This is a genomic window from Pseudomonas sp. NPDC012596 (genome assembly GCF_042902325.1).
GTDB lineage: Bacteria > Pseudomonadota > Gammaproteobacteria > Pseudomonadales > Pseudomonadaceae > Aquipseudomonas.
Genome location: NZ_JBIBEB010000003.1, coordinates 157,909 through 171,486, shown reverse-complemented (window position 1 = coordinate 171,486; position 13,578 = coordinate 157,909). Strand labels below are relative to the sequence as shown.

The following is a 13,578-nucleotide window of genomic DNA, read 5'->3' as shown; positions in this document are numbered from 1 at the left end:
CCTGTCTTGTAATTAGTGTCGGCAGTGCCAATCGATTGGAGTGTCGCTATAGTTGTTGGCCGTCGTTTTCTTGCAATGCGCTCAGCGTACGGCGGATGCGCCGGCAGCCTTCGCGAATCGACTGTTCATCGCCGGCGAACGAGATTCGCAGGTAGGGCGACAGGCCGAACGCAGCGCCTGTGACTGTCGCCACGCCGCCTACTTCGGCAAGGTGCTCGACCAGGTCAGAGTCACGCGCCACGCGCTGCCCCTGAGGGGTGATCTTGCCAATGGCGCCGCTGACATCGGCATACACATAAAAGGCGCCCTGTGGCACATCAAAACCTAGGCCGGGTATGTCCGTCAGTTCTTCGACGATCACCTTGCAGCGCTGAGCATAAGCAGCAGACATGGCTGCCACGGGAGCCTGGTCACCAGTAAACGCGGCTACAGCGGCGGCTTGGCTGACGCTGCTTGGGCAAGAGGTGGTCTGCGTGAGCAGCTTGACGATGGCCTGGATCAACTCGGCCGGTCCGGCGCCAAAACCGATTCGCCAACCTGTCATCGCATACCCTTTGGAGGCACCGTTGACGATGAGGGTGCGCGCTTTGAGTTGAGGCGCAACCTTGACGATGGAGGTGTGCCGCGCCTCGCCGAAGACGAAATGCTCGTAGATTTCGTCGGCCATCACCAGCACCTGCGGATAGTCCTCGAGCACCCGTGCCAGGGCCAGTAGCTCGCTTTCGCTGTAGACGCTGCCGGTCGGGTTGTTGGGGCTGTTGAGAATGACCCACTTGGTCCGCGGGGTGATGCTTGACGCCAACTGTTCGGCGGATATTTTCAGGCCGTTGTGCGGTTCGCCGGTGACGATGACCGGCTGCGCCCCATGCAGGACCACCAGGTCGGGATAGGACACCCAGTAGGGAGCGGGGATGATGACCTCGTCACCTGGATTGAGGGTGGCCGCCAATGCATGGAAAACGACATGTTTGCCGCCACAGCCCACGACTATTTCGTCCACGCCATACGTCAGCCCGTTGTCCCTTTGAAGCTTTTCGACGATCGCTTCACGTAGTTGCACGGTACCGGGGGTCGGCGTGTAGTGTGTATCGCCGGCGTTCATCGCTGCCACTGCGGCCTGTTTGATATGCTCCGGCGTGTCGAAGTCCGGCTCACCGATGGTCAGGTTGACAATGTCATGGCCTTGGGCGCGCAGTTGCCCGACCCGGGCGTTGGCGCTGGAACTCGGCGACGGTTTGATGCTGGACAAACGCTCCGACAATAGATGCTTCATGGTCAGTCTCCCAGGCCTTTGGATGCCAGCAGGCCCTGTAGCCAGCTTTGCTGCTCGGCGCCCGTGGCGATTTCCTCGATGATGTTCTGTTCGAATACTTGATGGCGGTGCGCCTTGTGCAGGATGTCTTCGGCGTGTGCCTGGGCAAATGCGACCAAGCCGTCTTCATCGCCGACCAGGATGTCGCCGGGTTCGATGATCATCCCGCCGATCACCACAGGCACGTTGACTTCTCCTGGGCCGTCCTTGTAGGGGCCTCTATGGGTGATTCCGCGCGCGTAACAAGGAGTGTCGGCGAAGGCCGCGACGTCGCGTATCGCACCGTCGACAACAAAGCCGACGCAGCCGCGCAGCATTGCAAAGCGCTTTATCAGCTCGCCAATTACGGCATTGCCGAGATCGCCTTGCGCATCAATCACCAGAACATGGCCGGGTTTGAGCTGCGTCATAGCTTTATAGATATAGAGGTTATCGCCCGGTCGGGTCTTCACGGTGAGAGCAGTACCTACCAGCTTTCCAGTGCTGTTGTAGCGGTTGAGCCCGCGAGCACCGATGTGACGGCCCATGTTATCGCTGATGTGCGGCGTCACGACCGAGTGAAATGCTTGAACAAGGGAAGGGGAGGCTGGTGCCACAGCGGGCTTGATGCGAAATCCGAGTGAGGACATAGCTGATTATCCGGTAGCGTGGTGAACGACGCGACCGAGATTACGATGTGATCGGGTTTACTTTTAGCGATATTAAATCATGTAGTTTGTTTGCTTTATTTCACGTTAGCCCTTGTCGCTGGACTCCCGCGTCAATTGTTGCAAAGCATTCGCCATAGCTCCGACGAGTTCGAGCGGTGGCTGAATCGCTGAATAAAGCATGTGGTTTTACCGTCCCCTGATCGTTGGATAACACACACAACGTAGGGGGGATGTTATCCATGGGTATCAGATTGGGGTTGGCGAGCCTTGTGGCGGTTTCTCTGTCATGCACTGCCAACGTCAGCGCGGAGCAGGTTCTGCAGGTCGAGGAACTGCCGCTGACGGATGCCGCCCGTATCCTGGGCAGCCAGGCAGGCATCAGCATCGTGCTGGAGCGCTCAGTGGATGGCTCTGTTCGCACTCACCGGGTTACCGGGGCGAGCAACGTCGATCAAGCGGTGAGTGACATGCTCGAAGGAAGCGGCCTGAGCTGGGCGCAAGTCGCCCCAGGACTGATCGAAATCCGAGGTAGCAAATTCGATGAGGCCGATGGTAGGGCGTTTAGTGCAATTCGAGTTGAAGGGGCTGAATCATCAGGTTCGGCGTTCGCCGATGTCAATGGCTTTGGCTTAGGCGCAGGGGTCAACGGCAGTAGCGATGTTACCGCAACCGAAGGTAGCGGCAGCCTGACCAGCAACAATGCGAGCATCGCCAGTAAGACAGGTGCGTCACTGAAAAACACCCCTCAGACGGTATCAGTGGTCACCAGTGAGGAGTTCAAGCAACAGAACATGGCTGACGTCAGCGATGCCTTGGCGGCGGCGCCAGGCGTCACCCTGGCCATGACCAGCAAGGGCCGACCGGCATTCCTGTCACGAGGTTTCGAGATCTCCAGCTATCAGGTCGATGGTGGTGCGCCTATGCGCTTCCCGTCCAGCTTCGCACTGCTGAGCACACCGGATCTATCCGCATACGATCACATCGAAGTGCTGCGCGGCTCGAGTGCCCTGTTTGCCGGCGTTGGCGACCCGGGCGGGGTGGTGAACCTGCAGCGCAAGCGGCCGGTCGACGGCCAGCAGGTTATCATCGACGGCAGCGCCGGCAGTTGGGATAGCCGCCGGCTTCAGGTCGATGCGTCTTCGCCGCTGGCGTTCGATGGCCGACTGCGCGGGCGCATGGTGGTGTCGCAGGAGAACAATGACCTGTTCTACGATGAAGCCAACCGAGAGCAGGGCAGCCTGTACGGCATCCTCGAAGCCGACCTCAGCGACGATACCCTGCTGCGGTTCGGCGTTCGCTACCAGCGGGTGCGGGACGACTCACCCAACGTGCTCGGGGTGCCGCGTTACGGCAACGGCGATGACCTGAAACTCTCGCGTTCAACCAATTTCAGTGCACCATGGGCCTACACCGACGAAAACCAGAGAGAGAAATTCATCCAGCTCGAAAGCCGGCTGTCGGACACCTGGACGGCCAAGCTCGATTATTCCTCGACTCACAGCCGCTCGACATCGCTCTATCCAAGCTTTTATGGCCTGATCAACCCGGATCGCAGCGGCTACTTCCGCCAGGACGACATCGGCCAACTCTACGAGCAGCGCCAGCATTCGCTTGGTGCCAGCTTGACCGGAAAATTCAACGGCTGGGGCCGCGAGCACTCACTGGTGCTCGGTGCCGATTACTCCAAAGACCGCACGACCAACGTCGAGGACAACTACTTCGTCGATTCCATTGCAGTCGATCCGAGCACGTACGACCCTGACTCGACTGGCCCATTCTCCGGCGGCGATCCTTACTACTCGCAGACCCAAGGTACCCTTACGCGGCAGGTCGGCCTGTACGGTAACCTGTCGCTGGAGCTGCTCGAGGGCCTACATCTAAGTGCCGGCGTGCGTGAGGCGAGGGTGCGAAACAGCAGTGATGCAGGGTTCTCGATCAATGGCCTTTACCTGGGCGGTTTCAACTTTGAACAGCAGTCCGACAACAACTACACGAAGTCGGTCGGCCTTCTGTACGAAATCAACGAAACTTATTCGACCTACATCAACTACTCCGACATCATCAGTGCCAACACCTTGTTCGTCGGGGCAACCGGTACGCCACTGGACCCCGAACGCGGCAAAACCGTCGAAATCGGTCTCAAGGCCGCCTTCGCAGAAGACGCACTGAACCTGTCGCTGGCTTATTTCAAGACCCACAAGACGGACGTACCGGTCTACTCCGGCACGGCGCAGTTCAGGGCCTGCTGCTACTTGCCGGACGGCGAAGTGGAAAGTGAAGGCGTCGATGTCCAGCTGTCCGGTGCGCTGACGCCGCGCTGGCAGGTGACCGCTGGCTACACTTACACAGACTTGCGCCGCAACCAGGCCCTGGAGCGGTCTTTCTTCGGCATCCAGGCGCCATACGCGCAAAGCCAGACACCGCGTCATCAGTTCAAGCTGTGGACCGCCTATGCGTTGTCAGGCGGCCTTGAAGGATTCACCGTCGGCGGCGGTGTGCGTGTGGAGAGCGAGCGCAGTACCGAAGGTTCCGACTGCGCCGACAGCGATCCGCTGACTGGCCAGTGCGTCAGCCCTGGCGTGACTTATGCCTACACCCAGCCGCTGTATGCGGTCACCGACCTGCGCCTGGGTTACACGCTGAACAAGCACTGGGACCTGGCCGCTAACGTCACCAACCTGTTCGACCGTCGCTACTACGCCACGGCCGGGCAGTTGGGCAGCGGCAACTTCTACGGCGAGCCGCGCAAGCTGATGTTCAGCGTCCGCGCCCAGTTCTGAGTGCACCGCCAGCGGTCGCGGCACACCGGAAAACGGCAAGCAGCGGCGGCTGGCCAGAGCGCTCGGGAAAACATTCTTTGGCGCGCTGTGCGGAAAACCCTCCCGCGGCTCGTTATGCCTACACGTTCATCAGATGAAGGTCCTCAAGACCGTGTCGACCCCTCCAGCAATCAACCCCGCCGACTACAAGATCGGCCGGGTCCTCTTCCGTCGCATGTGGCTGCTGATCAAGCCTTACTGGGCGCGCAAGGATGCCTGGCGATCGTGGATCGTCCTGGCCATCCTGGTGGTCTCGGTGACGGCACTGTCGTACCTGAGCGTACAGACCTCGACAGCGATGAAAAACCTCACGGATGCGCTGATCGCCAAGGACCAGGCCGAGTTTGGCGCCTGGTTGCTAATCTACCTGCTGGCCTTTGCCGGCACTCAGTTGGCGCCGATGTTCATGGGCCTTTTCGACAGCTGGCTTAACCTCGATTGGCGGCGCTGGCTGACCACCCGCCTGATCGATCAGTACCTGTCCAATCGCACTTACTATGACATTGCCCAGGCAGGCGACCTGGACAACCCGGACCAGCGCATCCAGGAGAACGTCAATCCGTTCGTCTACATGATTGCCTCGTTCCCGCGGATGGTGCTGGCTCAGGTCACCACCATGGTTACCGGCGTGGCGATCCTCAGCACCATCGATATCAGCCTGATCTATGCCGCGGTGGTGTTCGGCGTAGTGCAGGTGCTAGTGCTGTACTTCAGCTATGTGCCCACCATCAAGCAAAATTTCGAGTATCAAGTGGCGGAGGCCGACTTGCGCCATGGCCTCTTGCACGTGCGTGAAAACGCCGAGGCGGTGGCCTTCTATCAGGGCGAGGCGGCGGAACGCAGTCACCTCATCACGCGTCTGGCGACCAGCATGCGCCGGCAGCGCAAGGTGATGTACTACACCTATGGGGTGATCTGGGGCCTGAACGGCATCATGGCGATCATCTGGATGCTGTTGCCCTACCTGTTGCTGTCGCCGCGGGTGTTTTCCGGTGAGCTGACCTTTGGGTCGATCACCCAAGGCATCCAGGTGGCGACCCAGCTGCTGCAGGCGATAACGGCACTGGCCGCGTTCCTGCCGATGCTCAGCGCTGCGGCGCCCCAAGCGGTGCGCTTGGCGCATATCCAGGAGCGGCTCGACCAGGTCAAGTCGGGCAGTGCGCGGCGCGGTGACGAGCATGTGAAGGTGAGCACCCGTACCGCAGGTGTGCGTCTGAGCCAGGTGTCGCTACAAACGCCCGGCGGTGAGCAGGCCTTGGTGCGCAACCTGTCGCTGCAGATCGGACGCGGCCAGAGCCTCGCGATCATTGGCCAGACTGGGGTCGGCAAGAGCTCTCTGTTGCGCGCGATGGCCGGGCTGTGGACCCGCGGCAGCGGTACCTTGGAGATGCCTCCCGCCCACGAGAACCTGTTCCTGCCGCAACAGCCTTACATGATCCTGGCCGACCTGCGCACCCAGCTGCTCTATCCGCACGCCAAAGATGTGCCGGATGAAACCCTGCTGGCGGTGCTGGAAAAAGTCCGCCTGGGCACGCTGCTGAGCAAGTACGGCACCCTCGACACGGTGCGCGACTGGGGCAAGGTGCTGTCGCTGGGGGAGCAACAGCGTATCGCCTTCGCGCGAATCTTGGTTTCGCGCCCTTCGTTCGTGTATCTCGACGAGGCCACCAGCGCCGTAGACCAAGACACCGAAAACCACTTGTACGGCCTGCTGGCCCAGTGCGGTGCGAGCTACATCAGCATCGGCCACCGGCTGAATATCCTCCAGCACCACGACTGCATATTGACCCTTACCGAAGGCGGGGGCTGGTCGGTCGAGCCATCCAGTCGCAAACGCGCCTGTGGCCGGCTTGCGCAACAAGCCACCCACTAGACCATTTCATTCGGGCCCAAAGTGCGCATTGCTTCAAGGCACTGCGGATAAACGCACAACGACAGGAGTACCTATGGCTGCGCTAGACAATGTGACCGATGCCACGTTCGAGGAAAAAGTGTTTCAAGCAGGCCGTCCCGTGCTGGTGGACTTTTACGCCGCCTGGTGTGGGCCGTGCAAAGGCATGGTGCCGGCCTTGGAGGATCTGGCCCGGGAATACACCGGCGAGGTCGACATCTTAGTCCTCGACATTGACGCCAACCGGGAGACGGCCGCGCGCTATAACGTTCGCGGTCTGCCGACGTTCATCTTGTTCAAGGGTGAACAGGTGTTGGAGCAAGTGCTGGGCAGTACTAGCCGTTCGCGTCTGGCGGCGTCCATTGAAGCTGCGTTGGAGCAAGTCTGATGGGCGCGTTTGAAAAGCAGGGCGCACGTTTGCATCTGATTGCCCAGGTTGACCAGGAAACAGTGACACTGCTGACTTCACCGCAGGGCCCTGGCAGCGACGGGGTCCAGGCAATGGCCGCTGATACCGGCTTGACGCCCTCCTTCATCGCTTTGTTGCAGGCGCTTGGCTGGAACGACAAGGTGTTCCTCCGTGCGGCGCTCCAAGGCTTGCCGACTGGCGCCGAAGTGGCGGCCCTGCCTGGCCGATGGCTGGCTGCACTGTGGGACGAGATCGGTGAGGCACTGGAGGCGCGCAGCGAACGCGAGGCGGTGGCCAACGTGCTCGACCTGCACCGTAGCGCCGCGACCGGTGTAGCGGTGAACCGAACGGTCTGGCGCAAGGCCAGGGCAGCGTTTGTCGGGAGCGAGGCGGGTGTGCCGGGGGCCGTGGCGGCGATCGTCGTGGCAACGGCTTGGGACCCGCTGACCACCCACGGTGCATTCGCCGATGCCGCGCTGCTACTGCCGTCATTGGCCGAGGCCCGCTGGGAGGCGGCTTCAGGCTGGGGCGCGGCTGACGATGAGGAGGCCCAACGGCTGGATGAACAGGCGATCACACACGGTCGTGAGCAGGCCGGGCCGACCCCCAGTGAAGATCCAGGGTGGTACAACACAGAAGAAGGGGAGGCTTGGGTTCAGCGTTTTCTGGCGGCCTACAACGCCTATGGCGATACCCATGGGCAGCGCGTGCGTGATCGCCATGAAGGGATTTTCCAAGGGCGCGAGGCCTTGCAGAGCAGGGCCAAGGCAATCTTGCTGGACCTGATCCAGGGCCAGCATCTGGGGTAACTTGACTGCGCTGCGCTCAGCCGGCCGCCGCGCCGATTGCTCGACGGCGCGGTACACTCTCACGGGATAATGGTATGTCTCTCCAAGGAAAAGCAGTGAAAGAACCACGTGATGCGCAAGTGACCCGGGACAACCTGATACGCGCAGGGCTGGCACTTATTGCCAGCCAAGGCTATCACGCCACCAAGGTTTCGGAGATCGTGCGGCGGTGCGGCGTCACCCAGGCGGCATTCTACTGGCATTTCCCGAGCAAGCTCGAACTGGTCCTCGAGCTCATGGCCAGCGGCCGTGCGACATTGCTTGATACCCTGCGCCGCGGCTATCGGGACCGCATCGAATCGGTCGACGATATGGTCGAAAACTCATGCCGCTGGTTCACCGACCTGCTGCGTTACTGTCACGACAACCGGGAATACATGGCCATCCTCCTGGCACGCGGCTACGGGGCAGATCCGCAGATCGACCGTGCCATCGCCGATACCCGTACGGCCATGTACGAGGTGTTGCGCGGCAATATCGCCAGGGCTGTGGACTTGGGCCGCTTGCAACCCCAGGCGACGGACCTGCGCGCAGCGTTCGTCCACCGTCTGCTGGAGGGCAGCATCGAGTGGTGGCTGTTCGGCCATGACTACGACCTACAACACCAACCGACGGTCAGTACCGAAGTACTGGCGCGGCAATTGGCCGAGTTCGAATTCTACGGACTGAATGGTTCAGGCAACGCTGGATAGGCCGAACGCGCGAGTCTGGAAGACGCGCTGAACCGCGAGGAATGAGGCTGCGCGGAAGTTTCAGCTACTTAGAAGTATATCGCTGAACGCTATAAAGAAACGTGATTACAGTTCGGTTGGGTTGTGATGTAGTATCAACTAACTGACGAGTCAGTTAATTAACTTAGTCAACACCGCCATTTCAAATGAGCCTTTACCATGCCCCTTCGAGCCGCTCGTCAAACGCTTGGTTTTTCTCCGGACAGGGCAATCTTAGCCACCTCCCGGCCAAGCAATGCCGAGTTGCTCAGGCTGCCTGGCGCTACCCGCGAACATGCGGGGGACACAAACCATCGACACAGGGCGATCGGGTTGGACGCATACACGTTGCGCAGTCTGCAGGCGATGCCGGTCATCCCGAGTTCCCCCCGGCGGCTTTGGCTGCTAGTAGGGGGCGTCGTCATCGGTGTGCACCTGTGCGTGCTGATGGCTTACCTGTACAAGCCAACCCCCACTTTGCCCCAGCGTCAGGCCAGCGCACGGACCATGGAAGTCGCCATCATGCGTGCGCCCACACCGCCTGCTGCGGTTGCCCCAGTGACGCCGCCGCCTGCGCAAAAGCCCCCTGAAACGAAAGCGCCGGCAGAGCAGAAAACGCTCGATAAAGCGCACACGGTCAAGGCCAGCGCGGTGGATCCTGACGGCTTGAAAAAGGCCGAGCAGACTCAACCCAAGCCTGAAAAACCGCTACAAGCAGCGTCCCGTACCAGGCCTGTGGAGGCCGCCAAGCCGGCTCCCAAACCCAGCGAAGCGGCGCCACGCGTGCAGCCGCCGAGCCAGCCAGCAGCGGTGCGCGAACAAGCCGCAGCGCCGGTCAACAATGCCGTGAGCCAAGGTGCCAGCAGTGATTGGCAGAACTGGGAAAGCCAGGCATTGGCCCAGCTCGAAGCGCAAAAACGTTACCCGCCAGCTGCCATCAACCGCGGCCAGGAGGACGTGATCTACGTGCGCCTGAGCATTCGTCGCGACGGTGAGATCGTCGACTACAAGATCGTTCGCAGTCGAGGCATCACGCTGCTCGATAATGCCGTAAACGTCATGGTCCGTCGTGCATCGCCGTTGCCGCCGTTGCCCGACACGATAAAGAGCGATCCGTATACGGTCACGGTACCAGTGAACTTCTTCTTGAGCCGTCGCTGACTGCAAAACGCAGCGCCGCCTAGCCAGTAGTACCAGAGACTCAAGCCTGAATTAACGGTCTGGCAGAACAAATGCCGCCGATCAACTAGTACGCTCGACAAACCACCGTTGCTGAGAGCAGTTATAAATCGCGTGCATGTACGCCACTCAACCAAAAGAGCGTGCATGATTTATTGTCGAACTCTAAGCCATCATGGACCTTTGCACCCAAGGCATCAGCACGACGCCTCCACCTGTAGCGCTGGCATTGCTGGCGATCCCTGTCGCTCACGACGTTGACATCGACGTGCAGGCGCTGAGCCTGGAAGCTTTGCGCATGGTGTTCACCGCGATGCGCGAGGACCTGCTCAGGTTCTTGATCCGTCGAACCGGCAACGCGGCCCTCGCCGCGGACCTGACCCAAGATATCTTCGAGAAGCTGCCGTCGATTCGGGCCTGCATTCCCAATGAACATAAGGCGAGGGCCTACCTGTACCGGATCGCCGGCAACCTGGCGATTGATCATATTCGGGTAGAAGGAAGGCGGGCCGAACTGTTGAACACTTCCTATGCATTTGAAGAACGTTGTGAGCCGTCCACTGAACAGTTGGTCATATTGCAAGACGAAATCCGGCAAGTTGACAGTGCCCTTCGCGAACTTCCGGACAACGTGCGTCAGGTGTTGCTGTTATTGCGCATCGACGGCCTGCCGCACAAAGAAGTCGCCACGCGGCTGGGCATCTCCGTGAGTCAGGTTGAGAAGCATCAATCGCGCGCACTCAGCCACTGCCGCGCAAGGCTTGGGGTTCACGCCTCGTTGGGTTGAGTCGTGGGCAATGACATTCAGAATTTCAAACGGGTCGATAGTGGTCTTTATCTGCCCGACTCGAGGAGTCGATAATGGTTGGCGATGTATTTGTATACGAACAGCAACAGTTGCAGGTGTTGGCGGCTGCCGCGCTCGAGCACGCACGCAATGCAGGGGCCGACGAGGCGACGGTCAGGCTTGGGGAGTCCGAGACGTTCTCATTGAATGTACGCAACGGTGATCTGGACAGCTTCCAACATCGGCGTAACAAACAGATCGCCATCACCGTATATATCGGCGAGCGCAGTGGCAGCAGTTATTCGAGCGATCTATCCGATGGCGCCGTGCGCGAAGCCACCGCAGCGGCAGTGGCCATCGCACTCCAAACCGGCACCGACGCCTATGCCGGGGTAGTAAGGCGTGAAGACCTGGCGAGTGAATTTTCTGACCTAGACCTGTATCACCCGTGGCGGCTGGACACGCCATCGGCGCTGGAGATTGCTCGCGAGCTTGAGACCTTGTCGTTGCAGTGGCCAGGGCAGAGCCCGGCGGCGGCGCTGTTTCCCGAACCGCCACGGGCCGTGCTGGCCAGCTCCGGTGCGGGAGTAAGCACCAGCCATGGGCAGTCGTTGTTCGCCACCTCGCAGGGGTTCAGCCAGGGCGAAGTGTACTCCTATCACGGGCTGTCGAGCGATGTCTTCGCGAGCACCGATCAAGGCATGCAAGCAGGGCAGTGGTGGAGCGATGCACGCTCGCGCAACGGCCTGATGACGCCGGCACAGGTCGGCGGCATGGCGGCCTTTCGCGCCTCGCGCGGTCTTGGCGGCCAGCGGCTGAAGTCGTGCGATGCGCCGGTGCTGTTCGAGGCGCCAGTGGCGCAATCGTTGTTCGGCCATCTGTTCGCCGCCATCAGCGGTGCCGCGCAGTACCGTAATCAGAGCTACCTGCCAGACAGCCTGAATACCTCGGTGATGGCTGCTCATATCGACATCGGCGAATACCCCCATGAAAAATCCGGGCCTGCCAGTTCCAGCTTCGATGCCGAGGGAGTTGCCACGCGTGAGCGCCTGTTGGTCAGCGAAGGCGTCCTGCAGAGCTACCTGCTCGATGCCTATTCTGCCCGACGACTTGGGCTGGCACTGACCGGAAATGCCGGCGGGGCCCGCAACGTACGCATCAGCAGCCGCAGGGCACAGGCATCCGATGGCCTCGCCGAGCTGGTGAGGGCAATGGATCGCGGCTTGTTGGTGACCGACATTCTTGGCGGGGGCGTAAACCCGGTGACGGGTGACTACTCGCAAGGGGTCGCGGGCTTCTGGGTCGACAAAGGCGTGATCCGCTACCCGGTCGAAGACATCACCATCGCCGGCAACCTGCACGACATCTTCCATGGCATCCAGGCTATCGGCCGCGACGAATTGTCCGGCGCCGGTGTGCGTTGCGGCTCGGTCCTTGTCGAGCACATGCGAATTGCCGGCCTGTAACCGATCATTAGGAGTATTACATGACCCAACATGCAATCGAGCACGCTCAAACGCGCCTGCTCGCGCCCAACGGCCTTGAACAGTCGCAGCTGTTCGGCGACCTGCAGCGGGCGCTCGACGTCCAGGCCGACTATGCCGATCTGTACTTCCAGCATGCCTATGCCGAGTCCTGGAACCTCGAAGACAGCGTGGTCAAGCGCGGCAGCTTCGGCGTTACGCAAGGCGTCGGGGCGCGCGCCGTTGCAGGTGAGCGATCGGCGCTGGCGTTCTCGGATGATCTGTCGATCGCGTCGGTCCTGCGCGCCTCGCAGATTACTCGCGAGGTCATCAAAAGCAGCGGGCCACAGCGTATGGCGGTGCCTTTGCCGCGCCGCTCGGCAGAGCACGCTACGGCCCTGTATGTCGCCGACAACCCGATCCAGTTGGCCAGCGCAGCCGAAAAAGTGGCACTGCTGAGCAAGGTCGATGAACTGGCGCGTGCACGCGATGCCCGGGTCAAACAGGTCAGCGCGTTTCTCCAAGGTAGCTACGAGACGGTGTTGATTCTAGGTAGTGATGGTCGCCTGGCTGCAGACGTGCGGCCGCTGGTGAATCTGACGTTGACGGTAGTGGTCGAAAGTGCCGGGCGCAGAGGCACAGCACGGGCGGGCGGGGGGGGCCGTACAGTCTATGATTTTTATACCGAGGGCCGCGTGCAGCACTATGTCAACGGCGCTGTGGACGCCGCACTGCTTCAATTGGAAGCAGTCGATGCGCCCGCCGGTACCATGACCGTGGTCTGCGGGTCCGGGTGGCCCGGCGTGCTGCTGCACGAGGCGGTCGGCCATGGGCTGGAGGGCGATTTCAACCGCAAAGGCAGCTCGGTGTTCGGCGGCCGGGTAGGACAGCGAGTCGCGGCCCAAGGGGTGACTATCCTCGACAACGGCGCGCTGCCCGGTTTGCGCGGCTCATTGAGCATCGATGACGAGGGCAACCCCGGGCAGTCGACCACCCTGATCGAGGACGGCATCCTCACCGGCTTCATGCATGACGACCTGAGTGCCCGCTTGCTGGGCGTGGCGCCGACTGGCAACGGTCGGCGCCAGAGTTATGCGCACGAGCCGCTACCACGCATGACCAATACTTACATGGTCAACGGCGAGCACGAACCGGAGGAGATCATTCGTTCGGTCAAGCGTGGCATCTATGCGGCAAACTTCAGCGGCGGGCAGGTGGACATCACCAGTGGGCGTTTCACATTTGCCGCGACCCAGGCGTACCTGATCGAGGACGGTAGGATCACCGCCCCGGTGAAGGGCGCAACATTGATCGGTAACGGGCCTGAATCGCTCAAGCATGTGAGCATGATCGGTAACGACCTGGCGTTGGATGAAGGCACGGCGACCTGTGGCAAGGATGGCCAGAGTGTGCCGGTCGGGGTAGGGCAGCCCACCTTGCGGATTGACAATATGACGGTGGGTGGCAGTGCTTGATCGAGCACGAGGGCAGAGATATCTGCCCTCGTTCA

11 protein-coding genes are annotated in these 13,578 nt (G+C 61.0%); 9 read left to right on the top strand and 2 right to left on the bottom strand.

All coding sequences use genetic code 11. The annotated features are described in order from the left end of the window. Positions 1-46: 46 nt before the first annotated feature. Positions 47-1,273, bottom strand: coding sequence for a pyridoxal phosphate-dependent aminotransferase (locus ACFY68_RS05405; protein WP_387524152.1), 1,227 nt, complete (start codon positions 1,271-1,273; stop codon positions 47-49). A gap of 2 nt (positions 1,274-1,275) precedes the next feature. Further along, the gene (locus ACFY68_RS05400) at positions 1,276-1,941 is read right to left on the bottom strand and encodes an RraA family protein (protein WP_387524149.1); all 666 of its coding nucleotides are present in this window, start codon (positions 1,939-1,941) and stop codon (positions 1,276-1,278) included. A 260-nt stretch (positions 1,942-2,201) separates the two neighbouring features. Here ACFY68_RS05400 and ACFY68_RS05395 point away from each other — a divergent pair, with 260 nt between their 5' ends. The 9 genes from ACFY68_RS05395 (at position 2,202) to tldD (ending at position 13,543) form a co-directional block, all read left to right on the top strand. Further along, complete coding sequence (locus tag ACFY68_RS05395) at positions 2,202-4,742, top strand: TonB-dependent siderophore receptor (protein WP_387524146.1); 2,541 nt, start codon at positions 2,202-2,204, stop codon at positions 4,740-4,742. 133 nt (positions 4,743-4,875) lie between these two features. Next, positions 4,876-6,654, top strand: coding sequence for an ABC transporter ATP-binding protein/permease (locus ACFY68_RS05390; protein ID WP_387524143.1), 1,779 nt, complete (start codon positions 4,876-4,878; stop codon positions 6,652-6,654). Between the two features lie 73 nt (positions 6,655-6,727). Next, on the top strand, positions 6,728-7,060 hold the full coding sequence (gene trxA, locus ACFY68_RS05385; protein ID WP_387524140.1) for a thioredoxin: 333 nt from the start codon (positions 6,728-6,730) through the stop codon (positions 7,058-7,060). Beyond that, positions 7,060-7,890, top strand: coding sequence for a hypothetical protein (locus tag ACFY68_RS05380; protein WP_387524137.1), 831 nt, complete (start codon positions 7,060-7,062; stop codon positions 7,888-7,890). The genes trxA and ACFY68_RS05380 overlap by 1 nt, the downstream gene beginning before the upstream one ends. Before the next feature lie 95 nt (positions 7,891-7,985). Continuing rightward, a complete protein-coding gene (locus tag ACFY68_RS05375) occupies positions 7,986-8,621 on the top strand; it encodes a TetR/AcrR family transcriptional regulator (RefSeq protein ID WP_387524134.1) in 636 nt (211 codons plus the stop codon). A gap of 366 nt (positions 8,622-8,987) precedes the next feature. Then, entirely contained in the window at positions 8,988-9,800 is an 813-nt protein-coding gene (locus ACFY68_RS05370; RefSeq protein ID WP_387524131.1) for a TonB family protein, read from the top strand. 193 nt (positions 9,801-9,993) lie between these two features. Continuing rightward, positions 9,994-10,605 carry an RNA polymerase sigma factor gene (locus ACFY68_RS05365; protein ID WP_387524128.1) on the top strand — a complete coding sequence of 204 codons (612 nt, stop codon included), beginning with the start codon at positions 9,994-9,996 and terminating at the stop codon, positions 10,603-10,605. 74 nt (positions 10,606-10,679) lie between these two features. Then, a complete protein-coding gene (locus ACFY68_RS05360; RefSeq protein WP_387524125.1) occupies positions 10,680-12,071 on the top strand; it encodes a metallopeptidase TldD-related protein in 1,392 nt (463 codons plus the stop codon). Between the two features lie 20 nt (positions 12,072-12,091). Beyond that, a complete protein-coding gene (gene tldD, locus ACFY68_RS05355) occupies positions 12,092-13,543 on the top strand; it encodes a metalloprotease TldD (protein WP_387524122.1) in 1,452 nt (483 codons plus the stop codon). The last annotated feature ends 35 nt before the right edge of the window (positions 13,544-13,578 follow it).

Excerpts from the sequence above, each read along its gene's own strand:
- trxA (WP_387524140.1), top strand. The coding sequence starts at position 6,728 with ATGGCTGCGCTAGACAATGTGACCGATGCCACGTTCGAGGAAAAAGTG.
- ACFY68_RS05405 (WP_387524152.1), bottom strand. The coding sequence starts at position 1,273 with ATGAAGCATCTATTGTCGGAGCGTTTGTCCAGCATCAAACCGTCGCCG.
- ACFY68_RS05365 (WP_387524128.1), top strand. The coding sequence starts at position 9,994 with ATGGACCTTTGCACCCAAGGCATCAGCACGACGCCTCCACCTGTAGCG.
- ACFY68_RS05380 (WP_387524137.1), top strand. The coding sequence starts at position 7,060 with ATGGGCGCGTTTGAAAAGCAGGGCGCACGTTTGCATCTGATTGCCCAG.
- tldD (WP_387524122.1), top strand. The coding sequence starts at position 12,092 with ATGACCCAACATGCAATCGAGCACGCTCAAACGCGCCTGCTCGCGCCC.
- ACFY68_RS05400 (WP_387524149.1), bottom strand. The coding sequence starts at position 1,941 with ATGTCCTCACTCGGATTTCGCATCAAGCCCGCTGTGGCACCAGCCTCC.
- ACFY68_RS05395 (WP_387524146.1), top strand. The coding sequence starts at position 2,202 with ATGGGTATCAGATTGGGGTTGGCGAGCCTTGTGGCGGTTTCTCTGTCA.
- ACFY68_RS05360 (WP_387524125.1), top strand. The coding sequence starts at position 10,680 with ATGGTTGGCGATGTATTTGTATACGAACAGCAACAGTTGCAGGTGTTG.
- ACFY68_RS05390 (WP_387524143.1), top strand. The coding sequence starts at position 4,876 with ATGAAGGTCCTCAAGACCGTGTCGACCCCTCCAGCAATCAACCCCGCC.